Source organism: Amycolatopsis sp. NPDC088138, from assembly GCF_044741685.1.
Classification (GTDB): domain Bacteria; phylum Actinomycetota; class Actinomycetes; order Mycobacteriales; family Pseudonocardiaceae; genus Amycolatopsis.
Genome location: NZ_JBIUTB010000002.1, coordinates 1,423,745 through 1,448,920 on the forward strand (window position 1 = coordinate 1,423,745; position 25,176 = coordinate 1,448,920).

At 71.5% G+C, this 25,176-nt stretch carries 25 protein-coding genes and 2 tRNA genes; 14 read left to right on the forward strand and 13 right to left on the reverse strand.

The window, feature by feature from the left end; genetic code table 11:
* Positions 1–58 precede the first annotated feature (58 nt).
* From ACIOD2_RS14315 to ACIOD2_RS14325, 3 genes are read left to right on the forward strand one after another with little or no spacing between them, the layout of a single operon-like run.
* Positions 59–1,045: a PhnD/SsuA/transferrin family substrate-binding protein gene (locus ACIOD2_RS14315; RefSeq protein ID WP_400537706.1), complete on the forward strand. Its 987-nt coding sequence runs from the start codon at positions 59–61 to the stop codon at positions 1,043–1,045.
* On the forward strand, positions 1,042–2,034 hold the full coding sequence (locus ACIOD2_RS14320) for a 4,5-dihydroxyphthalate decarboxylase (protein ID WP_400537708.1): 993 nt from the start codon (positions 1,042–1,044) through the stop codon (positions 2,032–2,034). The genes ACIOD2_RS14315 and ACIOD2_RS14320 overlap by 4 nt, the downstream gene beginning before the upstream one ends.
* A gap of 10 nt (positions 2,035–2,044) precedes the next feature.
* Positions 2,045–3,034 (forward strand): amidohydrolase family protein, encoded by a 990-nt coding sequence (locus tag ACIOD2_RS14325; RefSeq protein ID WP_400537710.1) that lies wholly within the window; start codon positions 2,045–2,047, stop codon positions 3,032–3,034.
* Here ACIOD2_RS14325 and ACIOD2_RS14330 read toward each other — a convergent pair.
* Positions 3,024–3,920 (reverse strand): SDR family NAD(P)-dependent oxidoreductase, encoded by an 897-nt coding sequence (locus ACIOD2_RS14330; protein WP_400537712.1) that lies wholly within the window; start codon positions 3,918–3,920, stop codon positions 3,024–3,026. The two genes, ACIOD2_RS14325 and ACIOD2_RS14330, sit on opposite strands and share 11 nt — an antisense overlap.
* The gene (locus tag ACIOD2_RS14335; RefSeq protein ID WP_400537714.1) at positions 3,917–4,534 is read right to left on the reverse strand and encodes an NAD(P)-dependent oxidoreductase; all 618 of its coding nucleotides are present in this window, start codon (positions 4,532–4,534) and stop codon (positions 3,917–3,919) included. Before ACIOD2_RS14335 ends, ACIOD2_RS14330 begins: the two co-directional genes overlap by 4 nt.
* Positions 4,535–4,650: 116 nt before the next feature.
* Here ACIOD2_RS14335 and ACIOD2_RS14340 point away from each other — a divergent pair, with 116 nt between their 5' ends.
* Complete coding sequence (locus ACIOD2_RS14340; RefSeq protein WP_400537716.1) at positions 4,651–5,409, forward strand: hypothetical protein; 759 nt, start codon at positions 4,651–4,653, stop codon at positions 5,407–5,409.
* Positions 5,410–5,451: 42 nt separating this feature from the next.
* Here ACIOD2_RS14340 and ACIOD2_RS14345 read toward each other — a convergent pair whose 3' ends face one another.
* On the reverse strand, positions 5,452–6,132 hold the full coding sequence (locus tag ACIOD2_RS14345; protein WP_400537718.1) for a hypothetical protein: 681 nt from the start codon (positions 6,130–6,132) through the stop codon (positions 5,452–5,454).
* Between the two features lie 76 nt (positions 6,133–6,208).
* On the opposite strand from ACIOD2_RS14345, the gene ACIOD2_RS14350 reads away from it, so the two are divergent.
* The 5 genes from ACIOD2_RS14350 (at position 6,209) to ACIOD2_RS14370 (ending at position 10,432) form a co-directional block, all read left to right on the forward strand.
* Entirely contained in the window at positions 6,209–7,033 is an 825-nt protein-coding gene (locus ACIOD2_RS14350; RefSeq protein WP_400538056.1) for a DUF72 domain-containing protein, read from the forward strand.
* A 40-nt stretch (positions 7,034–7,073) separates the two neighbouring features.
* Positions 7,074–7,847 carry an SAM-dependent methyltransferase gene (locus ACIOD2_RS14355; RefSeq protein ID WP_400537720.1) on the forward strand — a complete coding sequence of 258 codons (774 nt, stop codon included), beginning with the start codon at positions 7,074–7,076 and terminating at the stop codon, positions 7,845–7,847.
* Positions 7,848–7,874: 27 nt separating this feature from the next.
* A tRNA-Cys gene (locus ACIOD2_RS14360) sits at positions 7,875–7,952 on the forward strand.
* Positions 7,953–7,991: 39 nt separating this feature from the next.
* Positions 7,992–9,311, forward strand: coding sequence for an SDR family NAD(P)-dependent oxidoreductase (locus ACIOD2_RS14365; protein ID WP_400537722.1), 1,320 nt, complete (start codon positions 7,992–7,994; stop codon positions 9,309–9,311).
* Complete coding sequence (locus tag ACIOD2_RS14370; protein ID WP_400537724.1) at positions 9,305–10,432, forward strand: ribonuclease inhibitor; 1,128 nt, start codon at positions 9,305–9,307, stop codon at positions 10,430–10,432. The genes ACIOD2_RS14365 and ACIOD2_RS14370 overlap by 7 nt, the downstream gene beginning before the upstream one ends.
* Before the next feature lie 44 nt (positions 10,433–10,476).
* On the opposite strand, the gene ACIOD2_RS14375 is transcribed toward ACIOD2_RS14370, so the two are convergent.
* On the reverse strand, positions 10,477–12,291 hold the full coding sequence (locus ACIOD2_RS14375; RefSeq protein WP_400537726.1) for an AAA family ATPase: 1,815 nt from the start codon (positions 12,289–12,291) through the stop codon (positions 10,477–10,479).
* Positions 12,288–13,673 (reverse strand): hypothetical protein, encoded by a 1,386-nt coding sequence (locus tag ACIOD2_RS14380; RefSeq protein ID WP_400537728.1) that lies wholly within the window; start codon positions 13,671–13,673, stop codon positions 12,288–12,290. Before ACIOD2_RS14380 ends, ACIOD2_RS14375 begins: the two co-directional genes overlap by 4 nt.
* A gap of 24 nt (positions 13,674–13,697) precedes the next feature.
* Between ACIOD2_RS14380 and ACIOD2_RS14385 the strand changes: the two genes are divergently transcribed.
* Positions 13,698–13,772 (forward strand) — tRNA-Trp (locus ACIOD2_RS14385).
* 1 nt (position 13,773) lies between these two features.
* Here ACIOD2_RS14385 and ACIOD2_RS14390 read toward each other — a convergent pair.
* Positions 13,774–14,607 carry a hypothetical protein gene (locus ACIOD2_RS14390; protein WP_400537730.1) on the reverse strand — a complete coding sequence of 278 codons (834 nt, stop codon included), beginning with the start codon at positions 14,605–14,607 and terminating at the stop codon, positions 13,774–13,776.
* A gap of 88 nt (positions 14,608–14,695) precedes the next feature.
* On the opposite strand from ACIOD2_RS14390, the gene ACIOD2_RS14395 reads away from it, so the two are divergent.
* On the forward strand, positions 14,696–15,274 hold the full coding sequence (locus tag ACIOD2_RS14395) for a hypothetical protein (protein WP_400537732.1): 579 nt from the start codon (positions 14,696–14,698) through the stop codon (positions 15,272–15,274).
* A 4-nt stretch (positions 15,275–15,278) separates the two neighbouring features.
* Here ACIOD2_RS14395 and ACIOD2_RS14400 read toward each other — a convergent pair whose 3' ends face one another.
* Together ACIOD2_RS14400 and ACIOD2_RS14405 are read right to left on the reverse strand one after the other, a co-directional pair.
* The gene (locus ACIOD2_RS14400; RefSeq protein WP_400537734.1) at positions 15,279–15,941 is read right to left on the reverse strand and encodes a hypothetical protein; all 663 of its coding nucleotides are present in this window, start codon (positions 15,939–15,941) and stop codon (positions 15,279–15,281) included.
* A complete protein-coding gene (locus ACIOD2_RS14405; RefSeq protein ID WP_400537736.1) occupies positions 15,938–16,624 on the reverse strand; it encodes a dienelactone hydrolase family protein in 687 nt (228 codons plus the stop codon). The genes ACIOD2_RS14400 and ACIOD2_RS14405 overlap by 4 nt, the downstream gene beginning before the upstream one ends.
* 86 nt (positions 16,625–16,710) lie before the next feature.
* On the opposite strand from ACIOD2_RS14405, the gene ACIOD2_RS14410 reads away from it, so the two are divergent.
* Positions 16,711–18,063 (forward strand): TrpB-like pyridoxal phosphate-dependent enzyme, encoded by a 1,353-nt coding sequence (locus tag ACIOD2_RS14410; protein ID WP_400537738.1) that lies wholly within the window; start codon positions 16,711–16,713, stop codon positions 18,061–18,063.
* Positions 18,064–18,099: 36 nt separating this feature from the next.
* Here the strand turns inward: ACIOD2_RS14410 and ACIOD2_RS14415 are convergent, their stop codons facing one another.
* Entirely contained in the window at positions 18,100–19,026 is a 927-nt protein-coding gene (locus ACIOD2_RS14415; protein ID WP_400537740.1) for an NADP-dependent oxidoreductase, read from the reverse strand.
* A gap of 48 nt (positions 19,027–19,074) precedes the next feature.
* Between ACIOD2_RS14415 and ACIOD2_RS14420 the strand changes: the two genes are divergently transcribed.
* Entirely contained in the window at positions 19,075–19,452 is a 378-nt protein-coding gene (locus tag ACIOD2_RS14420) for a winged helix-turn-helix transcriptional regulator (protein WP_400537742.1), read from the forward strand.
* Here ACIOD2_RS14420 and ACIOD2_RS14425 read toward each other — a convergent pair.
* A complete protein-coding gene (locus tag ACIOD2_RS14425) occupies positions 19,436–19,984 on the reverse strand; it encodes a DUF1062 domain-containing protein (protein WP_400537744.1) in 549 nt (182 codons plus the stop codon). The genes ACIOD2_RS14420 and ACIOD2_RS14425 overlap by 17 nt on opposite strands.
* A gap of 190 nt (positions 19,985–20,174) precedes the next feature.
* The gene (locus ACIOD2_RS14430; protein ID WP_400537746.1) at positions 20,175–21,452 is read right to left on the reverse strand and encodes a GGDEF domain-containing protein; all 1,278 of its coding nucleotides are present in this window, start codon (positions 21,450–21,452) and stop codon (positions 20,175–20,177) included.
* A 219-nt stretch (positions 21,453–21,671) separates the two neighbouring features.
* Between ACIOD2_RS14430 and ACIOD2_RS14435 the strand changes: the two genes are divergently transcribed.
* The gene (locus ACIOD2_RS14435; protein ID WP_400537748.1) at positions 21,672–21,971 is read left to right on the forward strand and encodes a hypothetical protein; all 300 of its coding nucleotides are present in this window, start codon (positions 21,672–21,674) and stop codon (positions 21,969–21,971) included.
* 85 nt (positions 21,972–22,056) lie between these two features.
* On the opposite strand, the gene ACIOD2_RS14440 is transcribed toward ACIOD2_RS14435, so the two are convergent.
* Together ACIOD2_RS14440 and ACIOD2_RS14445 are read right to left on the reverse strand one after the other, a co-directional pair.
* Positions 22,057–23,262 carry an MFS transporter gene (locus tag ACIOD2_RS14440; RefSeq protein WP_400537750.1) on the reverse strand — a complete coding sequence of 402 codons (1,206 nt, stop codon included), beginning with the start codon at positions 23,260–23,262 and terminating at the stop codon, positions 22,057–22,059.
* Between the two features lie 63 nt (positions 23,263–23,325).
* The gene (locus tag ACIOD2_RS14445; protein ID WP_400537752.1) at positions 23,326–25,116 is read right to left on the reverse strand and encodes a VanW family protein; all 1,791 of its coding nucleotides are present in this window, start codon (positions 25,114–25,116) and stop codon (positions 23,326–23,328) included.
* Between the last annotated feature and the right edge of the window lie 60 nt (positions 25,117–25,176).

Consider the following 25,176-nt stretch of genomic DNA (forward strand, 5'->3'; position numbering starts at 1 on the left):
ATCCTCAAAGTGAAAGGTCGTTCACGGAAGCGGCCCCGCGAGACGGAGGAGGACTGTCATGACCGACCGGAAGCTCAAGATGGGCGTCTACCGGTACGAACACACCGAGCCCCTGTTCGACGGGCGGGTCGAGATCGACGCCACGCTGGAGACCTCGCCGCTGATCTCCGACGTCTTCCAGCGCATGGCCGAGGGTGAACTGGACATCGCCGAGTACGGGCTGACCTACTTCCTGCGCTCGTTCGATCTGGCGGACTCGCCCTTCCTGGCCCTGCCGATCTTCCCGAACCGCAACTTCCGGCACTCGTCGCTGTTCGTGAACGCCGACAGCGGGATCGAGCGGCCGGAAGACCTCGCGGGCAAGACCGTCGGCGAGTTCGCGCTGTACGGCTCCGACCCGGGTGTCTGGGTGAAGGGGGTCCTGGCCGACGAATACGGCGTGACACCCGAGCAGATCGACTGGGTGATCGGCGGCACCGACCACCCCATCCCGTCGTTCGGCTGGATCCCGCAGCCGGTCCCGGACGGCGTCCACGTCCGCCACGCCGGCGACGACCAGACGCTGGCCGCCCTGCTCGAGGCGGGGGAGATCGACGCACTGCTGTCGGTCGACGTGCCGCAGAGCGTGCTCGACGGCTCGACCAAGAAGATCCGCCGGCTGTTCGTCGACTACGAAGCGGTCGAACGGGACTACTACCGCCGCACCGGCATCTTCCCGATGATGCACGTCGTCGCGATCCGCCGGGAACTGGCCGAAGTGGACGGCCTGGCCGAGTCGGTCTACCAGGCGTTCAGTCAGGCCAAGGAAATCGTGCAGGAGCACTACCGGGACAACGCCGCGAAGCAGCACATGGCCGTGATCACGCCCTGGTTCAGCGAGCTGTTCGCGGAGAACCGCGCGTTGCTGGGCGAGGACTGGTGGCCCTACGGCCTCGACGCCAACCGCAAGGCCGTCGACACTTTCCTGCGGTACCACCACGAGCAGGGACTGTCGCAGCGGCTGCTCACGTCCGACGACATCTTCGTTCCCGGGGTCGGCCGGTGACCGTGCGCGTGGGCACCATGCCCTACGACACCACGCAGGCACTTCTCGACGGCAGCGTCACCTTCGACGGGATCCCGGCGACGGTCGACACCGCCGACATCGCGTCCGACATCTTCCGCCGGATGGTCCGCGGCCGGGAGTTCGACGCGGCGGAGCTCGGCCTGACCGTGTACCTCCGGTCGCTCGAGGCCGGTGAAGCGCCGTTCGTGGCGATACCGGCGTTTCCCGCCCGGGTCTTCCGGCACTCCTGCGTCTTCGTCAACACCGCCAGCGGGATCTCCCGGCCGCAGGACCTCGCCGGGAAGACGGTGGGGGAGTTCGGGATGTACGGCCAGGACGCGGGAATCTGGATCAAGGGCATCCTGTCCGACGACTACGGCGTCACCCCGGACCAGTGCCGCTGGGTGATCGGCGGCGTGGACCGCCCGATGCCGCCGTTCGACTTCGTGCCCCAAGTCCGCCCCGCTGGTGTCCACGTGGAGGAAGCGCCTCCCGGACGTTCCCTCGGCGCGATGCTCGAGGCGGGCGAGATCGACGCGCTCGTCTCGTCCAACGCCCCGCAGTGCGTGCTGGACGGGTCGCCCGCCGTCGCCCGGCTGTTCCCCGACCACGAGGCCGTGGAACGGGATTACTTCCGCCGCACCGGAATCTTCCCGATCATGCACACGGTCGTGCTCGCCAGGTCGTCGGTCGCGCAACAACCCGGCCTCGCGCGGACCGTCTACAACGGATACCTGGCCGCCAAGAACGCGGGCATGGAACGGTATCGCGCCGGTCGCAGGGTCTACCAGGTCCGCACAATGCTCCCCTGGGCGAACGCGCTGTTCGAGCGCAACACCGAGCTGTTCCCGGACGACTGGTGGCCGTACGGGCTGGCGGCGAACCGCACGACGCTCGACACCTTCCTCAGGTACCACTTCGAGCAGGGCCTGTCGGCCCGGCGCATGACCTGCGAAGAGCTGTTCGCCCCCGAATTCCTCGACACGTGAAGGAGAACTCGTGAAGGTCATCGGCCTGGAAGAGCATTTCGTGACGCCCGACGTCGTCAAGGCTTGGCGTGCGCTGGACCCCGAGTGGCAGGACCTGTCGCTGACGCCGTCCACGCAGGGGGATTCCGCACGGCGTCTGGCCGACTTCGGCGACGAGCGGCTCGCCGAGATGGCGAAGGCGGGGCTCGACGTCCAGGTGCTGTCGCTGAGCACCCCGGGCGTGCAGAACCTGGCCCCGGCCGACGCCGTCGCGCTGCAGACCGCCACCAACGACCTGCTCGCCGACGTGACCCGCGCCCGTCCCGGCAGCTTCCAGGGCCTGGCGACCCTGGCCACCCCGCGCCCCGGCGCGGCCGCCGCCGAGCTGGAACGCGCGGTGACCGAGCTGGGCCTCGACGGCGCGATGGTCTTCGGGCGCACCGGAAACCAGAACATGGACGAGCCGGCGTTCTGGCCGATCTACGAGGCGGCGGCCGCGCTCAGGGCGCCGCTGCACCTGCACCCGCAGTCCCCGCCGCCGGCGGTGCGCAGCGCCTACTACAGCGGATACGGCACCCGGGTCGACGCCGCCCTGGCCACGCACGGCATCGGCTGGCACTACGACAGCGGCGTCCAGCTCCTCCGGCTCATCCTGAGCGGTGTGTTCGACCGCTTCCCCGACCTGCAGGTGATCGCCGGTCACTGGGGCGAGATGATCCTGTTCTACCTGGAGCGCATCGATTCCCTGAACGGCGTCGCCGGCCTGCGGCGACCGGTTTCCGACTACTTCCGCACCAACATCCACCTGGCGCCCAGCGGCATTCTCAGTCAGCGTTACCTGCGCTGGGCGATCGAGCTGGTCGGCGTCGACCGCATCCTGTTCTCGACGGACTACCCCTTCGTCGCCACACCTCCGGCTGGGGTGGGCGCGTTTTTGGCGCAGGCAAAGATAAGCGACGACGATCGGCAGAAGATCGCCTCCGGCAACTGGGACCGGCTTCGCTCCGCCATCAGGCGGTGAAGTGGGCCTGGCTCAGCGCGAGGAGTTTCCGCTGGGTGGCAGGGTCGTGGGACACCGGGGGAGTGCCGGATTCCGTGTCACGGCTGAAGTAGCGGCCGGTGACACCGGCCAGGGCGGGGTCGGTCGCGATGCGGGTCGCGCTTTCCGCTCCTTCGGCGGGGGTGAGCATGCTGCGGCGGATCAGGGAGCCCATCGGGCGGAGCAGCGGCGGCACGAGGTCGTTGATGATGTCGGTGGCGACGATCCCCGGGTGCAGGGCGTTGACGGTGACTCCGTCGGCGGCGAGGCCGCGGGCGAGGGCGTAGCCGGCGGTGACGGTCATGAGCTTGGCGCGTGCGTAGGCTTCGAACGGCACGAAACCGTGGGCGGGGTTGAGTTCCGCGAGGTCGTCGACGCCGGCCAGGTCGAGGGTCGCCGGGCGGGCCTTGCCGGCGAGCTTGATCTGCCGGGTGTCGTTGAGGGTGTCGCTGGCGACGTTCACCACGCGGGCTTGGCCGCGTCGCAGCGGCCCGTCCAGCAGGGTCGTGAGGCCGTAAGCGGCGAGGTAGTCGAGGGCGATGTGCATCTCGATGCCGTCGGCCGAGACGCGGTGTTCGGAGTAGTGCGCGCCGACGTTGTTGACGAGGATGTGGATCCGGTCGTGACGGTCCGAAATGGACTTCGCCGTGGTCACGACGTCCGCGCGCCGGGACAGGTCGCCGGGGATGACCTCGAGCCGGTCTGCTGCTTGTTCGCCGATGCGTGCGCGCAGGGCGTCGGCACGAGCGGGATCGCGGGCGACGGTGATCACGTGCGCACCCGCGCGGACGAGGTCGGCGGCGATGACCTGGCCCATGCCGCCGGTCGCACCGGTGACGACGGCGACCTTCTTCGTCAGGTCGTTCATCGGGTGACTCGCGGGCACGCGTGGGTGTACCGCGGGGCTTCGGCCTCGTCGACCAGGAACGCGGCGAGATCGGCGCGCCCGACCGAGCTCCACACCCGGATCGGCAGGTCGGTGCCGGCCCGGTACTTCCCGGCCTTTTCGTGGTCCGACAGCTTCGGCGGCCGCGCGATCGTCCACTTCAGACCGGAAGCGGTGATGAGCTGCTCCATCGTTTCCTTGTCGTGCATGCGCTCGGCCACGTTCGCCCACACCGCCAAGGAGTACAGCGACTTGTCGTGTGTCTCCAGCACGCCGTGCGCGCTGACGGCGACCAGGCGGGCCACTCCCGTCGCCTTCATCGCGGTGACCGCGGAGCGGATGCCCTCGGTGCAGACCGTCGTCGGCCCCTTGTCCGCTCCGCCCAGCGCGCTGATCACCACGTTCGTGCCCGGCAGGGCGCGCGTGAGGGCCGGGACGTCCGTGACCTCGGGCCAGGTCACTTCGTCCAGCCCCTCCTCCGGCGCGAACGTGCCGGCCCGGCGGGTCAGCGCGACCACGTGGTGCCCGCGCTGAAGGGCCGTGGACACGACGTGACGGCCGGTGGCACCACTGGCCCCGAGGACGGCCACGGTCATCTGTGATACATCTTGTCTCATGGTTTGATAATGCCCGCTCGCCGTACTGTGAGTCAAGATGTCTCATAGAATCAGTCGCCGGTAGGCTCCCGACGCGAACGTTGAGGGGGGCTTCGATGTCGAGATTCGTCAGACCCGTGCTGTGGACCTTCGGATTTCTCGTCGTCGGCGGGCTCGGGTTCTGGCTGCTGCTGGCGCTGAACATCCCGTACCGCAGCTCCGCCACCCCGGAAACCACGCCGGCCACCACGCCGGTGACCACTCCGTACTCGCCGCCCGTGCCGGCTCCTCCGAAGGACATGTCGGCGTGGGTCACCGACATCCGGCCGGGCCCGGACGACCACAGCGCGGTGCTGCACGTCAGCCTGCCCGACTGTGCCGTCGCACCGCACCTCCAGGTCACCGAAGCCGCCGACCGGATCAACGCCGACGTCCTGTTCAAGCCCAAGCTCGGCCCGGCCTGCAATCAGGTCCCGGCCGACTTCCCGCTGAAGACGGCGGCACCGATCGGGAAGCGCCCGGTGATCGTCAACGCCGGGGAAACCTGGGCGCCGGCGGCCGGCGGCTGGAAGAAGTGCGACAAGACCCTCGGTTGCGATCCGCCCGCGGACCACTGCGACCGGGCGTGGGTCGCGCAGGCGGAGTTCGGCGCGGAGGCCGAGCACCCGGGCACCACCCGGGCGTGCGACCAGAACTGGCTGATCCACGACCTGCAGCGGCGCAGCGGCCAGGCACCGAACCGGGTCGCCTACCGCTGGGCGGGCAACGGCTGGGTGAGTTTCGCCTCGGCGAACGGCGGCGGCTGCGGGGAAATCCTGGCCGTCGAGCCGAAGTTCCCCACTTCCCTCTGCCAGAACCTCGCCCCCACGTCGTGAGGGCCGGAGCCGCGGTGATCAGGGCGGCTCGCCGGACGACGGTCACGGTTCGAGAGGGACCTGGAGTTCGACCCGGTGCCGAAGGTAGTCGTCGCCGGACGTGCGGGCGATCCGCACGGCCTCGGTCACCAGGTCGTGCAGCTCGGCGGGGTACAGCGCCTGGTCCAGGGGCAGGCCGGGCAAGATGCACCGCCGCACGTCGAGATCGGTTTCGCCGACGAAACGGCGCAGCGCGAGCCGGTGGTATCGCCCGCGCAGGTCGAGGCTCTGTGCGGTCGGGGTGTCGGAACCGGTCAGGTAGCCGACGGCGATCTCGGTCCAGTACCAGGCACGCGCGGCACCGGCCATGTCGGGAGCGGTGCCGGTGTCCAGGTGAGCGATGAGAGCGAGCTGCACCCGAAGGTGCCCGAACGCGGTGATGGCGGGTTCGACGAGCTGCCGGGTGAAACTCGGGTCCGGTTCGTGCACCGCGGCACGGATCAGCGGCTCGAACCACTCCTCGGGCGCGAGTCCCTCTTTCGCACGGTGCGTGACGGTGGTGCCGACCAGCCTGCGGGCTCGATGGTGCCATTCCACCCGGGCGCCGGGCTCGTCCGCCGCGGGAGACTCGGCGCCGACCAGGTCGAGCAAGTCCCGCAACAGCGCCAGATAGGCGGCAGAGCGGTCGGTCGTGCGCCCCGGCAGTGGCGAGAGCGGAATCGGCTCGTTGTCACTGGGCGTCATAGGTTGGCAGGGTAGTAGTTTCACCCAGGATCGAGGGAGGCTGACGGAAGTGGCACGTCTTCATGTCGGCTGCGCGATGTGGACGCACAAGGCGTGGCCCGGGCGGTTCCTGCCGCAGTCGCTGCCGGCCAAGGAACGCCTGCGGGCGTACGCCGGCTGGTGCAACGCGGTCGAGGGCAACACGACCTTCTACGCGACTCCCGCCCGGGACACCGTCGTGAGCTGGGCGGAGCAGACCGATCCCGGCTTCCGGTTCGTGGTCAAGGTGCCCAAGGTCGTCACGCACGAGCGCCGGTTCGCCGGGGTCGAGGCCGAGATGCGGGCGTTCCTGGATGCGATCGAGCCCCTCGGCGAACGGGCGGTCCTGTGGACCCAGCTGCCCGCCTCGTTCGGCCCGCCGGACGTCGACGACCTCGGCCGCTTCCTGCGCCGGCTCCCCGCCGGCCTCCGGCGCGCCGTGGAGGTGCGCCACCCCGGGTTCTTCACCGACGCCGGCTCGACGTCACTGCTGGAAGGGACGCTCGGCGGCGCGGACGCCGAGTGGGTGCCGTTCGACACCGAGGTCTTCTTCCAGCGCCCGCCGTCCAGCGAAGCCGAGCAGGAAGCCTGGGCCAAGAAACCGCGGCTGCCGCGGCGGACGCGCGCCCTGACCGACCGGCCGGTCGTCCGCTACCTGGGCCGGGACTCGGTCGAGGAGACGGTCGAGGGGTGGCGGCCGTGGACCACGGTGGTCGCCGGCTGGCTGCGCGAGGGCCGGTCGCCGACGGTTTTCCTGCACACCCCGGACAACAACGACGCACCGGCACTCGCCCGCCGCTTCCACGACGACGTACGGGCGCTGGTGCCCGGCCTGGACGCGCTGCCGGAGCCGGAGCCGGTCGAGCCCGCGACCCTGTTCTGAGCGGTGCGGCTTCACCGCCCCCGCGTGAGATGGTCGGGGAGTGACAAAAAGCGCTGCGGAGTTCGACCGCTGGTACGCGGACCGGGTCGAGTCACCGGTTGCCGACGAGCTGGTGCGGCGGATGCTCGGTCTTCCGCCGGACCTGCAGTCCACCAGCCTGCTGGGCGGAGCCGGGCTCGACGAGGTCGTGACGGCGCTCGGCCTGCGTGCCGGGCAGGTCTTGCTGGATCTGGCGTGCGGTCGTGGCGGGTACGGACTGGAGATCGCGCGACGCAGCGGTTGCCGGGTGGCCGGGGTGGACTTTTCGGCGGTCGCGATCGAGCAGGCCCGGCGTCGGGCCCAGGAGCTGGGGCTGGCGGATCGGGCCGACTTCCGGGTGGGTCAGCTGACCGGCACGGGCCTGGGCACGGCGTCGGTCGACGCGGTGCTCGTCGTCGACTCCCTGCAGTTCGCCGAGCCGGCACTGGACGCTCTGCGGGAGTGCCGCCGGGTCCTCCTTCCCGGCGGGCGCATGGTCGTCACCTGCTGGGAAGCCCTGGACGCCACCGACGAGCGGCTGGCACCACGCATGCGGCACCTGGATCTGCTCGGGCAACTGCCGCACGCCGGGTTCGTGGACGTCGAGGTCACCGGCAAACCGGCGTGGCGTCAGGCCGAACGAGCGCTGTGGCAGGAGGCCCTCGCCGTCGACGCCGGTGATGACCCTGCGGTGCGGTCGATGCAGGACGAGGCAAGACGGGTCCTGGCGACCTTCGACGGGCTGCGCCGGGTCCTGGCCACGGCATCCACCCCCGCTCCCGCGCCACTGCCGTAGCGGCGGCAACGATACGATTCCGGCAATGCCAGGGTCGTAGCGCAGAGGCAGTCGCGCCGGACTGCAGATCCGGAGCACGCCGGTTCGAATCCGGCCGCCCTGGCAGGCTCGGCCTCGTGCGCGGAGCCGCAGGAGGGGGACCGCATGATCACCGAGGCCGAGCTGGCGGCGTTCCACGAGACCGTCGCGCGGCTGCGGGCGTTGCCGGTGGACGATCCGGCGCGGTTGAAGGCCGAACGGGTGGCGGAGTCGTTCGCCCGGGAAGGCCGGCAGCACCGCAAGAAGGTGCGTGCGGCCGGCCGCGCCGAGGCGGATGCGGCGGTGGACGCGGCGACGGCGACGGGAGCGCTGGACCGGCGCGAGGACGCGCCGCTGCGGCCGGCCCCGGAGGCGGTGGCCCGCCCGCTGGCCCGGACCAGAAGGTGTTACGTCTGCAAGGAGTCCTACCAGCTCGCGGACGCGTTCTACCACCGGCTCTGCCCGCCCTGCGCGCGGGAGAACGCCGAACGCCGGAGTGCGAGCACCGACCTGACCGGACGCCGGGCGCTGCTCACCGGGGGACGGGTGAAGATCGGCTTCCAGCTGGCGCTGATGCTGCTGCGCGACGGGGCGGAACTGCTCGTCACGACCCGCTTCCCGCGTGACGCCCAGCGCCGCTTCGAGGCGGCGCCGGGCAGCGCGCGGTGGCTGGACCGGCTGACGGTGCTCGGCGTCGATCTGCGCGACCCACGCCAGGTGCTCGGCCTGACCGAGTCGTTGTGCGCGGACGGCAGGCCGCTCGACATCCTGGTCAACAACGCCGCCCAGACCGTGCGGCGGCCCCCCGAGTCCTACGCGGCGCTGATCGACGGCGAGACCGGCGCCCTGCCGTCGAACGTCCTGCTGGCCCCGGGATTCAGCCCGATGCTGGCGCTGGGGCAGAGCCGCGGCGCCCTGGCCCTCGCCGAGATCGACGAGGCGGGCCTGCTGCCGGACACCGCGCCGGTCAACTCGTGGTCGGTCCGCGTGGGCGAGCTCGACGCGGCGGAGGTGCTGGAGACGCAGCTGGTCAACGCGCTCGCGCCGACCCTGCTGTGCGACCGGCTGCTGCCGTTGCTGCTGGCCTCGCCGCACCCGCGCCGGTACGTCGTCAACGTGACCGCCGTCGAGGGCCGGTTCGCCGTGCGGAACAAGACTTCCGGCCACCCGCACACGAACATGGCCAAGGCCGCGCTCAACATGCTGACCCGCACCAGCGGGCCCGAACTCGCCGAGCGGGGCGTCTACATGTGCTCGGTCGACACCGGGTGGATCACCGACGAGAACCCGCTGCCGAAGAAGGCCGGTCTCGCCGGAGACGGCTTCCGCACGCCGCTGGACATCGTGGACGGCGCGGCGCGGGTGTACGACCCGATCGTCCGGGGTGAGCGGGGTGCGCCGAGCGCGGGGGTGTTCCTCAAGGACTACCGGGAGGCGGCGTGGTGACCCGGCTCGAGCCGCTCCTGGCGTGGCTGCGCACCGGCACGGCCACCGCCGGACGGCAGGACTTCCCGACCGGCACGGTGCTTCCCGACGGCCGGCTCGACCTGTGCAAGTCGGCGCTCGGCCCCGACGGCGCGGCACTGGTGGCGGAGGCGCTGCGGCCCGGCGTGATCAAGCACCTCCTGCTGGGCACGGACGGGCTCGGCGACGGCGCGGCCGAGGTCGCCGGGCAGGCCGTCGAGCGCGAGGTCGAAACGCTCTACCTCGGCTGCAACGGCATCACCGCGGGCGGCGTGTGCCGGATCGCCGACAACCTGCGGATGTCGCCGCAGGCCGGCAAGGTGACCGGGGTCTGGCTCAAGCGCAACCCGATCGGCGACGGGGACGCGGCGGCCGCGCTCGTCGAGTCCGCACGCTCGTTGCGCACCTTGGATCTGGTCCAGACCGGCCTCGACGCTGACGGAGTGGCGAAGGTGGTGGCCGCGATCCTCACCGCGGCCGGCGCCGGCCGGCCCATCGAGCGGCTCTACGTCGGCGGCAACCCGCTCGGCCCGGCCGGGGCGACCCACCTCGCGGCGTTGCTCGCGGCCGGCGCGGTGACCGAGCTGTACGTGTCGGCGGCCCAGCTGGGCGACGAAGGCGCACGCACCATCGCCGAAGCGCTCAAGCCGGGGACCGTGCGGCGAATCTCGTTGTCCAGCAACGGAATCGGCCCGCAGGCGGCGGCCGCGCTGGTGATCGCCGCGGCCCGTGCCGGGGTGGAGGTGTGCGATCTCGGGCGCGTGAAGGCCGCGAAGGTGCTCGACGCCCGGGACAACCAACTGGACGAAGCCGCCACGACGGCCATCGCCGACGCGCTCGCCGACCGGCCGCACCGGTTGCGGCACCTGGTCCTGAGCAACACCGGGCTCGGCAGCCGGGCCGCCCACCGCCTGCTCGACGGCGCCCAGCGAGCGGCCACACCCACCCGTTTCGCGCTCGGCAAGGGCGTCGCCACCAGCATCAGGCGCCGGCTCGACGCGGCGAGTGCCGCGATCCCCGAGCGGCCCCCGGTGCCGGCCGACGTGGCCGCGGTGCGCAGCGTGCACCGGCAGCCGCCGCCGGCCCAGGCGGTGCCGGAGTAGGTCCGCTCGAGGGGCTTCTCGGTCCAGGTCGTGCGGGACAACGCCTAGCGCGGCAGCTTCGTGAAGACCTCGATCCAGAACCGCTGCCGGTCGTCGGTCACCCCGACCAGGTAGGTGGCCCGGAGTTTGGGCGGCAGCAACGGGACCAGGCGCGCGACGACGGCGCGGTGCCGGCGCAGCTGGGACAGTTCGGCGTTGGCGAGCACCTGGTGCACGACGTCGCTGCCGTCGCCGCCCTCGGCCGACGCCGACTCGGACCGCAGCCGCGCCACCCACCGGTCGGCCTGCCGGGCCAGCTCGGCGAGCCCGGTCACCGGCCGGTTGGCCAGCCGGTCGATCAGCGAGGTCAGCGGCACCGGCGCGTACTCGCCGTCACCGAGGTAGATCGTGCCCAGCTCCAGGGGCAGGCCACGCTCGTGGAGCTTGACGAGCCGTTCGAGGGTCCGCTTGGTGATCCACTCCCGGCCCTCGTCGTCGATGTCGTGCTTCCACCACTCCAGCACGGTTTCCGCCACCCCGCCGTACTCGCGGATCAGCCACTCGTTGGCCGGGATGTCGGACGGCTCGACCACCAGCGACGCGGTGAACCGGGTCGCCTGCGCGATGTTGTTGCGGGCCACCAGAAGCTTGCGCCCCAGGTGGTAGGGCGGGTTCTGGATCGCCACCTGGGCACGCAGGTTCTCGATCGGCCGCCCGGCCAGTGACCACTCCTGGGTGATCTCCATCAGCCGGGCGAACGCCGCCTTGTCCTTGGGGCGGTTGTACTCGTCCCAGACGATCGCCTTCGGCTCGTGGCCGGTGAACGGCTGCGCCAGCAGGTTCTCCAGAGTGCCGTCCGACGTCGGGATCGGCGCGCACAGGTCCTCGACGTTGGTCACCGGCAACGAGAAGTACAGCGGTTCACGGCCGAGCTCGGCCCGGATCGTCTCGCGCACCAGCTCGGTCTTGCCGCAGCCGGGCGGGCCCTGCAGCAGCACGCTCCAGCGGTTGCGCAGCGCGGCCCGCAGCACCCGCCGGACCGGATCCGGGACGGTGGCGGGGTTGGGCACGCCCAGCGCGTCGGCGAGCCGGCCGAGGATCTCGGTGGTGCGGTCGACGCTCCTCGTGGCGCGGCTCTCCATCAGCCGCAGCCGCTCGCCGTTGACCAGCGGAAGGGCCCAGCGCAGCGGGAACCTCTCCCGGGCGAGGGCCAGGACGTGCTCCATCGTGCGCGGGGACAGCGCCTCGCGCAGCTCGGGTCCGAGCGAGTTCCACACCCCGAAGAACGCACCCAGATCCCAGCCGCGGTGGCGCGCCGCGAGCGTGCTCCGCCACATCGTGTCGTTGGCGGTCATCCGCACGGTGACCATCCGGTCCAGGATCGCGAGGTCGCTGCGCCGCGCGGAGGTCTCGGCGAGCGACTCGTTGTCCGTCAGGAACACGCCGACGCAGCCGAGCTTCCGCAGGTCGTACTCGCCCAGCGTCCAGTTGCACGCGACCTGCATGAGCTGCGACTGGATCGACTCCGCCGCCTGCAGCGAGTCGTCGATCAGCAGCACGAACGGCTTTCCCGGCCGCAGCTGGCTCATCACCAGCTGCCGCAGCACGAACTCGCCGTCCTCCCGCACCGGGGCGTTGATCAGCAGGTCGTCCGGGGTGAGGTTGGCGGCGGGCACGAACACCAGCTCGGTGCCGGGGTACGCCTCGGCGACGTGCGAGAAGAAGGTCGCGGTCTTGCCGATGCCGTGCGAGCCGAAGATCTGCCCGGTCTGGCCGATGTCGATCATCGCGTCGATGAAGGCGGCCAGCCGTGATCCGTCCTCGCCGCCGGTCCGGTGGGACGCCTGGGGCCGGCGGGTCTTGCGCGGTGTCTCGGTCATCGGTTTCTTCCGGTCACGGGCCGCACGCGGTGGCAGGCCATGGGGGGTGAGTGCGCGTCGGGCCAGTCGTCGCCGCCCTCGGTGATCAGCCAGATCCACTTGTCCGGTTCGGCCGGCGTCACGTGCGGGGCGTACCCGTCGGTGAGCACGACGACGGCGTCCGGACGTTCCTCGAAGTGCTTTCCGTCCACTGTGGACCGTCCCTCGACGTAGTCGACGACGGCCTGGAAACTGGTGCCGCCACCGCCGAGCACCGGTTCACCCGGCCGGAACGGCAGCACGACACCGTCGAAGGCCAGCCAGTGCGCCTGCACGCCGTCGATCCCGCCGACCAGCTCGGTCATCCAGGTCACCACGCTCGAGGGCATCGACCCGGACGTGTCGTACGCGATGACCAGCACCTTGTCCCGCACCGGCCCGCGTCGCGACAGCATCGGCTCGTGGCCGAGCGCGGCCAGCACCGCGCCGCGTTTTTTCGGGTACACCAGCCGTTCGCCCTCGCGCAGCTTCGAGCCGAGCACGTCGACCAGCCACCGCTGCCACCAGTCGACCTTGCCGGTCCGGGCCGTCACGCCCCGCAGCACCCCCGCGCCGAGGGTGCCCCAGATCCGGCTCGCCGTGTCCTCGGTGCGTCCCATCAGATCGAGCAGCTCCGACTCGGCACCGGTGTTGCCGCGGCGGGCCGCCAGCAGCGAGTTCAGCAGCGCCGACGACACGGTCGCGTCGACGGCCTCCTGATCCGCGGGAAGCCGGTGGGTCAGGTGGACGCACAACGGCGCCGGCACCGGCGGGTGCTTCATGCGCTTGAGTTCGGTGTAGACGGTCATGTCGGTGCCGATGAAGTCGTCGTAGGCCAGTGGCTCCAGCCGGTGTGCGGTGAGGTCTTCGACGTACCGCTGGTACACGTCCATGGGGTCGATGCCGATCGGTTTCCCGTCCAGGACGGGAAGTCCCCGGCCCAGCCGCACGATCGCGACGTGGTTGATCACCACCTCGGCCGCCAGGGTGAACACCGGGTCCTCGCGCAGCTCCGGATCGGCGAACAGGTGCCGGTGCACCAGGTGCCGGGCCTCGTGGAACAGCACGAACTTGACGCCGTCCAGCCCGATGCCGGCGAAGAAGCCGGGGTTGAACAACAGGAGGCACGTGCCGTCGCCGGACGCGACGACCGCGGCGGTGCCGATCGCCGTCGTGGCGATCTGGTGCCGGCACTTGGCGAACAGCCACGAGCCGACCACGGAGTCGGTGAGCCCGAAGTCGAGCAGGGCGGCCTCCTTGAGCCGTCCCGCCTCGGCGATCACCTCGGGCGAGGCCGGTCGCCAGCTCGCCAGCGCCCGCCGGTCGGTCAGGTCGACGACCGGCAACCGTTTCCGGGAAACCACTTTCCCCCCTGTAGCATCCGGTCCGACGGGTCGTAGCGCAGAGGCAGGCGCACCTCCTCCACTGGAGGGACACGCTGGTTCGAATCCAGCCGCCCGTCACTCACACCCGCGCGACGGCCCCGCTCGTGGCCACCAGTTCCGGCACCGTCCCGGCGAAGTCCGGCAGCAGCTGCGCCAGCACCGCCCACGCGTCCGGGTTCGCCCCGAGCTCGGCGCGCACCAGCGGCGTCAGCGAGGCGGCGGCCTCGGCCACCCGCCGCGGGAACAACCGGGTGCCGAAGTACAGCACCGCCAGCACGTCCCGGGGCGGCCGGCCGAGCTCGGCGTAGTCCCGCGGTTCGACGATGCCCGCCCTGCGGAACCGGTTCCTGAACTTGGGGTGCGAGCCGAACCGCTCGCGCAGCTCGGGCGGGCAGTCGATCCGCACACCCAGTGCCCAGCGCGCGAAGCCGGGCAACGGCTCCGCCCGATCGGCCTCGGCGACCGAGGGCCAGTCGGGCCGGCTGACCGCGCGGGCCGCCACCCGGCCCGAGCCCATCGTCCGTGCGTCGCGCAAGCCGCCGATCAGGCCCCGCCTGCTGACCGGGACGTCCGGTTCCGCGTGCGGGCAGTACGGCCGCCCGCAGTCGATCTCCACCGGCAGCGGCCCGGTCGCGGTGCCGAACGGCAGGCCGCGCAGGATGTCGCGCTTGAGCGCGTCGTCGACGCGGGCTCGGTGGAACACCAGCCGGTTCGTGCCGGGATCGTCGCGTTCGAGCATCCACAGCAGCACCGACCGGGGCGCGTCCAGCAGATCGAGCTCCCACACGGCATGCTCGTCGGTGAGCGGCTGAGGCTCGCCGATCCCGAGCCGCTGCCGCACCCCGGCCGCGTCGTGCGGCTCGATCAGGGAGAGCAGGAAACGCACCCCCGGCTTGGTGTCGCGACTGTTCACGACGGTGAGTATCGCAGAACGTCCGGCGTGACCGCGCCAGGTTTGTCGCGCGGCCGCCGCCGCCGTGTTCCCCGGATACGATGCCGTGGTGACCAGTTTTCCCGCCGCGGCTCGCCGGGTTCGTGACCCGGGTCTCGCGTCGCGGGAAAGGGTGCTCGCGTTGCGGGAATGCGTGCTGTGTTTCGCGCCGTACGGTTTCCGCGCCACCTGGCATCACCTGATCGTCAGCGCGAACGCGCCGAGGCGGCTCGACGAGGATCCCCGGTCGTTGCGGCGGGCGGTGGACGAACTGGAGCAGGCCCGCCTGGTTTGGCGGGCGCAGAGCGAGGACTACGCGGCACGCCGCCGCCGGGAAAAGGCCGCCGGGCACCGGATCGCTTCCCGTGCCGACCACTGGCGCAGCTGGGCCGGGCTGATCGCCTACTGCCCCGACTTCGAGAAACATCCCACCGGACGGCTGGCCGTCGTCGTCCGGCGGGTGATCGCCGCGTACGAGTCCGGCGTGGACCCCTCGGCCACGTGCCGCGCGTGCGGGTGGTCGCTGACCGCGGACGCCCCGTGCCCGGCCTGCGGCGTGGACCCCGCCGGCCCGTCCGCCCGCCGCCCCGGGCTGGGGCTGCGCACCACGCACCGATGGCGCGAGGTGTGGCAGCGGACCGCACGCTGACCGGTCAGCGGATCGGGTAGCCGGTCGCGGTGACGTGATCCGCGACGGCCGCCAGGGTGGTGGCGGGGTTGAGCGCGGTCACGACGTCCGCGGTCAGCGGATGCCCGGCGTAGATGTGGCGCACTGCGTCGAGGTCGATCGGCTTTTCGTAGTAGTCCCGCGCCCACTCCCGGAACGCCTCGGGGGTGCCGTCGGTCAGCAGGGCGAACATCCAGTCGGCCCCGTCGTCGCCCTTGTCGGGGAACGTGATGTCCCCGTGCCGCCAGGCGGTGTCGTCGTGTTCACGCCACAGGCAGACCGTGACGTACGGCGTGCCGAACTCGTCGCCGAACGCCGGTTCCGCAACGCACTTCCGGAACACGCCGGGCACGGCGTCGAGCACACCGGGCCACGGTTCCTCGTCGTCGGTGGCGTAGGGACTCATCGGCGACTCGTGGTCGAAACCGCGCACGTAAGCCCCCGCGGCCGTGAACACGACGGAGTACTCGTTGCCCGCGCCGTCCCGCATGGACGCCAGTTCCTCACCGGGGGCCCAAGCGGTGTCGTAGAGGTGGTACCGGTCGTCGCTGCCGGGGCTCAGCACGACGTCCAACGCGGCCAGCGCACGGCACAGCGCGCGCAGTTCCGGGACGGCGGGCAGGCGACGAGCGAGGTCGTACACGGTCACCTCGGCATCCAAGCAGGAGCCGGCAGCGTCCGCCGCAGGAATTCCACCGTCAGCTCCCATGCTCGCGCCGCCGCCTCGGGGTGGTGGAACATCGGGGCCACGTTGTTGTGGAACGCGTGGCCTGCCTCCTCCTGGACGTGGATCTCCGCCCCCGGGTGCGCTGCTGCCGCGGCTTCGACCAGCGCCACGTCCGCCCGGGGGATGTACGGGTCCTGACCGCCGAAGTGGAACTGGATCGGGCAGGTGATCTTCGGCAGCTCGGACAGCTGGGACGGGACCGTCGAGCCGTAGAACGACACCGCGACGTCCGGGGCGCCCGCGGCCGCCGCCGCGTAGGCCAGGGAGCCGCCCAGGCAGAAGCCGAACACGCCCGCTCCGCCGGTCACCTCGGGGCGGGAGCGGAGGTGGGCGAGCGACTCCAGGACGTCCGAAAGGCCCAGTTCCGGGTCGAACGCCGACGCCACCTCCATCGAGGCCGCGACACCCGCTTCGTCGTGCGTGGCGGACCAGCCCGGTGCCGTGCGCCAGAAGAGTTCCGGGGCCACCACCACGTAACCCAGTTCGGCCAGGTCCGCCGCCACCGAACGGAGGTAGTCGTCCAGGCCGAAGATCTCCTGGATCAGGACCAGGCCGGGGCCGCGGCCGGCGGGTGGCAGCCAGAGGGGGAGGGGGAGACCGGTCATCGCGAGGACGTCCTTTCCGTCAGGTCACGACTGGCTTCCGTGCGGAACCCGACCTAAGTTGATTCATCGCCGACCAAGGAGGCGTGATGGCCGAACGCACCAAGTACATCCTGGACGAAGCCGACCTGCCGACGCAGTGGTACAACGTCATCCCCGATCTGCCCGAGCCGCCGCCTCCGCCGCTGCACCCCGGCACCCGTGAGCCGGTCGGGCCGGCGGACCTGGCCCCGCTGTTCCCGCAGGCGCTGATCGAGCAGGAAGTGACGACAGAGCGCTATGTCGACATTCCAGAGGAGGTCCGGGAGGTCTACCGGCTCTGGCGGCCGTCACCGCTCTACCGCGCGCGCCGGCTCGAGAAGGCGCTCGGGACGCCGGCGCGGATCTACTACAAGTACGAAGGTGTCAGCCCGGTCGGCTCCCACAAGCCGAACACCGCGGTTCCGCAGGCGTACTACAACGCGCAGGAGGGTGTCACCCGGCTCACCACCGAGACCGGCGCCGGCCAGTGGGGCAGCGCGCTCGCCTTCGCCTGCGCGCAGTACGGGCTGGAGTGCGAGGTCTGGCAGGTCCGCGCGTCCTACGACCAGAAGCCCTACCGCAAGCTGATGATGGAGACGTTCGGCGCGACGGTGCACCCCAGCCCGTCCGAGCTGACGGAGTCCGGCAAGGCCATCCTCGCCGAGCACCCCGACTCGACCGGCAGCCTCGGCATCGCCATCAGCGAGGCGGTCGAGCAGGCGGCGCAGGACCCCGACACGCGGTACGCGCTGGGCAGCGTCCTCAACCACGTGCTGCTGCACCAGACGATCATCGGCGAAGAGGCGCTGCGCCAGTTCGAGCAGGCCGGCGACACCCCGGACCTCCTGGTCGGCTGCACCGGCGGCGGCTCGAACTTCGGCGGGCTGGCGTTCCCGTTCCTGCGGGAGAAGCTGGCCGGCCGGATGGACCCGGTGATCCGCGCGGTCGAGCCGGCCGCGTGCCCGTCGCTGACGCGCGGGAAGTACGCCTACGACTTCGGCGACACCGCCGGGCTCACACCGCTGCTCAAGATGCACACGCTCGGCCACGACTTCATCCCCGACCCGATCCACGCGGGCGGCCTGCGCTACCACGGGATGTCGCCGCTGATCTCGCACATCTACGAGCTCGGCCTGATCGAGGCGATCGCCATCGGGCAGCAGGAGTGCTTCGCCGCGGGGGTGCGGTTCGCCCGTTCCGAGGGCATCATCCCGGCGCCGGAGCCGACGCACGCCCTCGCGGCGTGCATCCAGGAAGCGTTGCGGTGCAAGGAAACCGGCGAGGAGAAGGTGATCCTCACGGCGCTGTGCGGCCACGCGCACCTGGACCTGCCGGCCTACGGCGCCTACCTCGCGGGCGACATGGTCGACAACGAGCTGTCCGACGCCGCCCTCCAGGAGGCCCTGGCCACGCTGCCGTAGCGGACGTCCCGGCAGGGCCGCGCGGCCCTGCCGGGATCAGACGGTGAGGACGACCTTGCCCTGGAGGTGCCCGCCGTCGAGCAGCCGGTGCGCGTCGGCGACGTGGTCGAACGGGAACGTCTCCTGCACGTGGACGCGGAGCTTGCCCCGTTCGACGAGGTCGACGAGACCGCGCAGGGCGACCGGGTCCGGGTCGACGGCGACACCGCTGAAGCGCAGGCCGGCCGCCTCGAACTTGGCGATGAGCGCCGAATCGTCCTCGGCGACCGCCGTCACCAGGTGACCGCCGGGGCGGAGCACGCCGAGTGACCGCTCGGCCGTGTCGCCGCCGAGCGTGTCGAGCACGACGTCGATCTCGCTCACCACCTCGGCGAAGTCGGTCTTCGTGTAGTCGATCACCTCGTCGGCGCCCAGCTCCTCGACGAACTCCCGTTTGCCCCCACTGGCGGTCGTGATCACGTGCGCGCCGAGCGCTTTCGCGAGCTGGATCGCGACGTGGCCGACCCCGCCACCGCCGCCGTGGACCAGGACGCGGCTGCCCTCGGTCACGCCGCCGAGGTCGACGAGGCCCTGCCACGCCGTCAGCCCGACGACCGGCAGGGCCGCCGCCTCGACGTGCGAGAGCGACGCCGGCTTGCGCACCAGGTGCAACGCCGGCGCCGCGACGAGTTCGGCGTACGCGTTGGCCGCCCGCGGGAACAGCGGCATGCCGAACACCTCGTCACCGGGCCGGAACCGCCACGTCTGCGCCTGCTCGACCACGCCGCTGACGTCCCAGCCGAGGACGAACGGCAGCGGGCCGAGCAGCGGGAACTCGCCGGCCCGCAGGCGCGCTTCCAGCGGGTTCAGCCCGATCGCCGTGACGCGGACGAGCACCTCGGTCGGCAGGGGCCTCGGCTCGGGCGCGTCCTCGATGGTGAGCACCTCGGGACCGCCGAGTGTGTGCTGGGTGATGATTCGCATGACACCAGGCTAGGTTTCCCATAGGCACCCGCAGGTACCTTGGGGATCATGAGCGGTTTCGGTCCCGGTGATCCCTTCCTCGCCGACTGCCCGGCACGCCTGGCGCTCGAGCTGATCGCCGACAAGTGGACGGCGGTCGTGCTCTACGGCCTCAGCCAGGGCCCGGTGCGCCACGGCGACCTCGTCGAGCTGATCGGCGGCATCTCCCGCAAGATGCTCACCCAGACGCTGCGCCGGCTGGAGGCGCACGGACTCGTCCGCCGCCACGCCTACTCCGAGGTGCCGCCCCGAGTCGAGTACGAGCTGACCCCGCTCGGGGCGACCCTGATCGAGCCGATCCACGTGCTGACGGAGTGGGCGAGGGCGAACGGCGACGCGGTGCTCGACGCACTGGACGCTCAGGGCGGGCTCAGCGCTTCAGGGTAAAGGTGAAGTCGCCCGACAGCGTGCCGCTCAGCCGGACCGCCGACACCAGCTTTCCTTCCGTGTAAAGCCTTTCGACCTCGGCGCGCGGCAGCCCGCACCCTTCGGCGATCAGCCGCACCGGCCGGACGGGGATCCTTGCCGCGAAGTGGACCGCGACGTCGATCACCTCGCGGTCCCGGAGATCCGGGCCGCCGGTGTCGAGCCGCCAGGCGCCTTCCCAGTCGAGGGCGACACGATTGCGGTGCTGCACGGCCGGATCCCGGAGCAGCTCGGCGGTCAGGCCGGGATCGTTGCCGTGCAAGCGATCCAGCAGCTCAGGGCGTACGGAACGCACGGGCACCCGCTCCAGGAACGAGAGCTTCACCGTGTCCCCGCACCCCGTGCAGAGCACGAGGAGCCAGGCGTCGACGATCTTGTGGTGGGCGTTGACGCGGAACTTGCCGCTCGCGCGGAACCGCCGCGACGCGCACACGTGGCAACGCCGCCGGACGAGGGGCAGGCAGGTGGGCACGACGGCCCAGTTTTCGAGCATGGGAAAGACACCGTTCCGGTGAGAAGTCCGCAGCAGAAAGGAACGCGGCGCAGAAGCGCGACGCGCGACAGAAATCAGTGCTCGGGAAGTCTCAGCGGATGTACAACGGCACGTCCTTGCCTGGACGACGGGGTCACCCAGGACGGTAGCGGCGCGCAGCGGCGCCGTTCCACCGGTTTTCGGGCCGTGCTCAGAGCACGTCGGGGATTTCGGGGCGGATCAGCTCGGTGTGGCTGCCGGCCAGCACGACCCGGTCACGGCCCGATTCCTTCGCCGCGAACACCGCGTCGTCGGCCGCCTGCAACAGGATCGTGTACTCCTTGGCCGTTTCCGGGTACACCGCCGCGCCGATCGACGCCGTCAGGCCGGTGATCACCTCGGGCTTGCCCGGGCGGACCACCGGGACCGGCACCTCGATGCCGGCGATCGCGCTGCGGATGCGGTCGGCGATGGCCACGATCTCCGCGCTCGTCGCGCCGGGGAGCAGGACGACGAACTCGTCACCGCCGAAGCGGCCGACGTAGTCGCCGCCGCGCACCGAACCCTGCACGACCGCCGCGATCGCGCGCAGCACCTCGTCACCGGCCAGGTGGCCGTTGCTGTCGTCGATGGTCTTGAAGTGGTCGATGTCGATCATCAGCACGCCCGCGGTCGACGACAGCTCGGCCGCGCGCGCCAGCTCGGCGCGGGCCAGCTGCACCCAGAACTCGGGCGCCAGCAGCGATGTCTTCGAATCGGTGCGCGCGGCGGCCTGGAACTGCGGCAGCAGCAGCCCGATGTGCAGGGCCACCGGCGTCACCATGAGGACCGGGAGCAGCCACGGCCGGACCGTCATGACCAGCGCGATGCCGCAGCCGACGCCGACCGCGGCGAGCACGATCAGCACGTCGGACGGGTTGCCGAACGCCTGCCGCGGCGGCTTTCCCGGGTTGCTCAGCACGATCGCGAGGATCACCAGCACGTAGTTGAGTCCGAAGTAGACGATCCCGGACGCCAGCAGCGCGGTCATCCCGCCGAACCCGTCGAGGTAGGGTACGTACGGTGCCACGTGCCCGCCGGTGCCGGCGGTCAGCACACCGCCCGCCGCGGTGCAGGCCAGGATCACGGTCGCCCCGGAGAACACTTTCCGGTGAACCACACCGCGTCGTTTGTAAACGCGGAACCACGAATGGGCGTAGCTGACCACGATCACCAAAGTGGCCAGTGGCGGCGGCAGCAGCAGGAGCCCGGCGAAGATCCAGATCGACTGCAGGTGCATGTGCGGCCGGCCGTCCGCGGCGAGCTCGCGGATGCGCTCGATGCGTTGCGCCGCTTCGAGGTGCACGATCTCGCCGGCCAGGATCAGGCCGCACCACAGCGCCGACTGGCTCGTGATCGGCACGAGCCCGGCGGTGGCGGCCACGGCGACCAGCGCGAGCACGTCGACCACGAGGACATAACCGAACACCGGAGTGGGCAGCTTCCACATGGCCCACGCACGGATACCCGATCGTGGACGTTCTGAGCTGGGCTTACGCCCTTGGGACCCGGAGAATCCCACGGAACGCCCCTCTTTCCAGGACGGGAACTGTTCGCGGAAATCGTCACTGTAATCGAATGAACGCGGTGTGTCACTAGGCTGGTCGGGCTACCGTCCGGTTACGCACCGTGCAAGATCGCCCCCTGTCGCACACCACAAGGAGAAATCATGTCGCACTTCCTGCCCAACGCCAACATCGTCCCGTCCCGCCGTCGCGCGCAGCGGCCCACCGACTGGACGCGGCAGCTGCCGACCGACTGGACCCGTTCCATCCCGACGGACTGGACGACCCGCCAGATCCCGACCGACTGGACCGCGCGCGAACTGCCGACCGACTGGACCGCCCACCAGCTGCCCACCGACTGGGCCCGCACGGAGGCCGACGCCGGCGTCGCACCACTGCCCGCCTGCCCGACCGACTGGACGACCCGCACCGGTCAGCGCCCGACCGACTGGACGCGGTTCTGAGAACCGGCACCCCGGTGACCGGGACCCGCGCGGGGACCGGTCGCCGGGGTCCGGACGCCCGGCCAGGACCGGCGCACCGGCTCGCTCAGGACGGCTCGGCGGCCGGCTGCGCCCGGTGCCAGAGCCGGGCCGCGCCGAACGCCGCCAGCACACCCACGGCGCCCGCCGCGGCCACCACGCCGTGCGGGGCCGCCCGCTCGGCCGCGAGCCCGGCGAGCACCACGCCCAGCCCCTGCGAGACCCGCAACGCCGTCAGCGCGAAGCCGAACGCCTGCGCGCGCTGGGCTTCCGGTGTCAGCTGGACGAACGTCGTGTTGGCGATGAGGTTGTACGAGGCCGCGATCCCGGACAGCGTGAGCAGCGCGAGGGTCGCCCCGAGGTCCGGCCGCAGCGCGCAGCCCAGCAGGGCCGCGCACGCCAGCACCGCGAGCGGCCCGAGCAGCCTGCCGCGCCGCTCGGGCGGGATGCGGGACAGCGCGGCCATGCCCACGACGTTGCCCAGCGCGTACGCCCCGAGCAGCAGCCCGACCGCCACCGCGCCACCGCCGAGCTCGGCCGCGTACGGCGCCGCGATCGCCTCGCCCGCGATGTAGATCCCGGACACGCACCCCAGCGCCACCAGCGCGAGGCGGCGGCGGTCGCCGACGACGACCGTCCAGCCCGCGCGGACGTGCGGCCACCACCGGACACCCGGTTCGGCCCGCGGCGGCCGCGCCCGTACGCCGGCGGCCAGCAACAGCGCCGAAGCCGCGAAGCTGACCGCATCCACCAGCAGGGCGCCGGCGGTGCCGAGCCAGGCGACGAGCAGCCCGCCGAGCGCGAACCCGGCGACCTGCCCGGCCTGCACCAGGATCATCAGCAGGCCCATGCCGGGTACGAACGTCTCCGCCGGCAGCACCTGCGGCATCAGCGCCGCCCGCGCGGAGTTCCACACCGGGTTGAACAGCTGGACGCCGACGAGCAGCGCGGCCACCGCGGGCAACGGCAGCCCGGGCAGCGCCATCGCCGTCACCGCGACCGCGCGCACGACGTCGGCCACGACCATCACCCGCCGCGGCGGGTAGCGGTCGGCGAGGCCGGACAGCAACGGGCCGCCGACGAGGTCGGGCAGGAACGTCAGCGCGTAGGTCAGCGCGGCCCAGCCGGGCGAGTTCGTGCGGTCGTACACCAGGATCGACAGCGCGACACGCGCGAGCTGGTCACCGGTGACGGAGACCAGCTGGGCGCCGAACAGCGCCCGGAACTCCGGCACCGCGAGGACGTCCCGGAACCCTGCCGCACGTGCCGTCATCGCGCCTCCGGTGCCGCCGGAAACACTCAGCGTACCGGCGTGGAAGCAGCCGGTGAACGGCCGTTAGGAGGGGCCGCAGGTGATTTTCGGTTGCGGGTTGTAGCGGACGGTCCGGGTCGAGCGGCTGACCTCACGACCGGACGAGGCGTCCTTGAGCACGCGCGTGTCGGTCGTGGTGAAGCCGGGCGCGCCGTTGGAGGCGTGGCAGTTCTCCGCCGGCCCCGGCTTGGTCGGCGGGTCGCTCGGGTTGACCCGGGTGCCCGGGATCGACTCGACGGTGTAGCGCTTGGTGCCCCACAGCTTCACGGTGAGGGACGACGGCGTCCAGATCGTCTGGATCGCGATGCCGGTCGGCGAGTCGTTGGTGAACTTGATGTCGATGACGCTGGCGCCGTTGGGGTTCTGGAACACCGTCGCCTCGCGCGCGGCGGGGTAGCGGCTGATGTAGTAGCTGTGCTCCTTGTGCCCCGCGTCCTTCATGCCCGCGAAGTACGACGCGTTGTACAGCGTGGTCGCGAACTGCGAGATGCCGCCGCCGACCTCGCGCGCCGGGGCGCCGTTCTCGATCACGCCCGCCTCGACGTAACCCTGCGGCTTGCCGCGCGGGCCGGTGAACCCGTTGAGGCTGAAGGTTTCCCCCGGTTTGACGATGGCGCCGTTCACCTTCTGCGCGACCACCCGGATGTTCGTGCCGGAGTCGGCCGCGAAGCCGCCGGTGGTGAACTCGCCGACGACCTCCTTGACGCCCAGCTGGTTCGCCTGGTCGGTCGTCACCTTGGCCGGGCTGTCCTTGTAGATCGCCGGGACCTCGCGGCCGTCGGTCTTCTTCAGCACGTCGGGCAGCGGCTTGAGGCTCGGGTCCCAGTCGATGGTCCGGCCGTCGGTCGACGGGTCCACGGCCGGCTTGCCGCCTTCGAAGACGATGGTCGCCTCCTTGCCCTCCTTCTCGGTGGACTTCAGCTGCGGCTTGGCGGCGTCGGCGATCTTGGCGTTGTCGATCTTCGGCGTCAGCCCGCCGCCCTCGGCGGGTTCGAAGCTCAGCGCCGCGGCGATCGCGTCCGGCTTGACGGTGGCGTTCTTGCCGTCACCCTTGACGACCAGCGGGCCCGAAACGGCGGGCTTCGCGAACTGCTCGAGCGCGGCTTGGACGCCTTCGGGCGTGGTGCGGACCGGCGTGCTCGTCACCGGCAGGGCCAGGGTCTCGCCGCGCGCCCACTTCTCGACGACGGCGGCCTTCGCGGCCTCGAAGTCAAGCTTCTGGCCGGGCTTCGGCGCGACGGCGACCGGGTTCGTGCCCTCGAAGTTCACGGTGCCCTCGGCGGCCTCGCGGTCGACCTGGCCGCGGAGGCTGTCGAGCGCGGCGGCGAGCTTGGTGTCGTCGGCGTGGCTGACGACGCCGACCTCGCGGCTGGAGAACAGCGAGGAGAGGCGCGTGAACGGGTTCAGCGGCTGCTCGCCGGCCTGGTCCAGCGTCTGCGTCCAGTCGAGGGTCAGCCCGGCGAGGGTGGGGGACAGCGTGCCCTGGACGTCGCCGGCCGTCACGGCCAGCGGACGGGTGAGCCGCGGCTCGATCTGCCCGCGCAGCTCCTGCTCGGCGGCGGTGCGGTCCATGCCGCCGACGTCGACCCCCGCGACGGTCACCCCGCGCGGGACGCTGCCCTGGCTGACCATCAGGTCGACGCCGTAGACCACGACGAGCAGCCCGAAGACGCCACCGGCGATCCAGCCGGCCTTGCGCAGGGTTTTCGGGTTCGGTCGCTTGACCGGGGGTTCGGGTTCGGCGTCGGGGCGGACGACCGGCAGGACGTCCGTCTGCTCACCGTGTGACTCGGGCCAGCGCGGTTCGTACGGCAACTCTCCACCCCTTCAACGCGGCGCCCGATCGCGCCGGTGACGGGGCCAGCGTACGTGGCA

Bases quoted from the DNA above. Each gene is read 5' to 3' on its own strand.
- ACIOD2_RS14315 (WP_400537706.1), top strand. From the start codon at position 59: ATGACCGACCGGAAGCTCAAGATGGGCGTCTACCGGTACGAACACACC.
- ACIOD2_RS14330 (WP_400537712.1), bottom strand. From the start codon at position 3,920: ATGAACGACCTGACGAAGAAGGTCGCCGTCGTCACCGGTGCGACCGGC.
- ACIOD2_RS14335 (WP_400537714.1), bottom strand. From the start codon at position 4,534: ATGACCGTGGCCGTCCTCGGGGCCAGTGGTGCCACCGGCCGTCACGTC.
- ACIOD2_RS14340 (WP_400537716.1), top strand. From the start codon at position 4,651: ATGTCGAGATTCGTCAGACCCGTGCTGTGGACCTTCGGATTTCTCGTC.
- ACIOD2_RS14345 (WP_400537718.1), bottom strand. From the start codon at position 6,132: ATGACGCCCAGTGACAACGAGCCGATTCCGCTCTCGCCACTGCCGGGG.
- ACIOD2_RS14350 (WP_400538056.1), top strand. From the start codon at position 6,209: ATGTGGACGCACAAGGCGTGGCCCGGGCGGTTCCTGCCGCAGTCGCTG.
- ACIOD2_RS14365 (WP_400537722.1), top strand. From the start codon at position 7,992: ATGATCACCGAGGCCGAGCTGGCGGCGTTCCACGAGACCGTCGCGCGG.
- ACIOD2_RS14375 (WP_400537726.1), bottom strand. From the start codon at position 12,291: ATGACCGAGACACCGCGCAAGACCCGCCGGCCCCAGGCGTCCCACCGG.
- ACIOD2_RS14405 (WP_400537736.1), bottom strand. From the start codon at position 16,624: ATGACCGGTCTCCCCCTCCCCCTCTGGCTGCCACCCGCCGGCCGCGGC.
- ACIOD2_RS14410 (WP_400537738.1), top strand. From the start codon at position 16,711: ATGGCCGAACGCACCAAGTACATCCTGGACGAAGCCGACCTGCCGACG.
- ACIOD2_RS14415 (WP_400537740.1), bottom strand. From the start codon at position 19,026: ATGCGAATCATCACCCAGCACACACTCGGCGGTCCCGAGGTGCTCACC.
- ACIOD2_RS14420 (WP_400537742.1), top strand. From the start codon at position 19,075: ATGAGCGGTTTCGGTCCCGGTGATCCCTTCCTCGCCGACTGCCCGGCA.
- ACIOD2_RS14425 (WP_400537744.1), bottom strand. From the start codon at position 19,984: ATGCTCGAAAACTGGGCCGTCGTGCCCACCTGCCTGCCCCTCGTCCGG.
- ACIOD2_RS14430 (WP_400537746.1), bottom strand. From the start codon at position 21,452: ATGTGGAAGCTGCCCACTCCGGTGTTCGGTTATGTCCTCGTGGTCGAC.
- ACIOD2_RS14435 (WP_400537748.1), top strand. From the start codon at position 21,672: ATGTCGCACTTCCTGCCCAACGCCAACATCGTCCCGTCCCGCCGTCGC.
- ACIOD2_RS14440 (WP_400537750.1), bottom strand. From the start codon at position 23,262: ATGACGGCACGTGCGGCAGGGTTCCGGGACGTCCTCGCGGTGCCGGAG.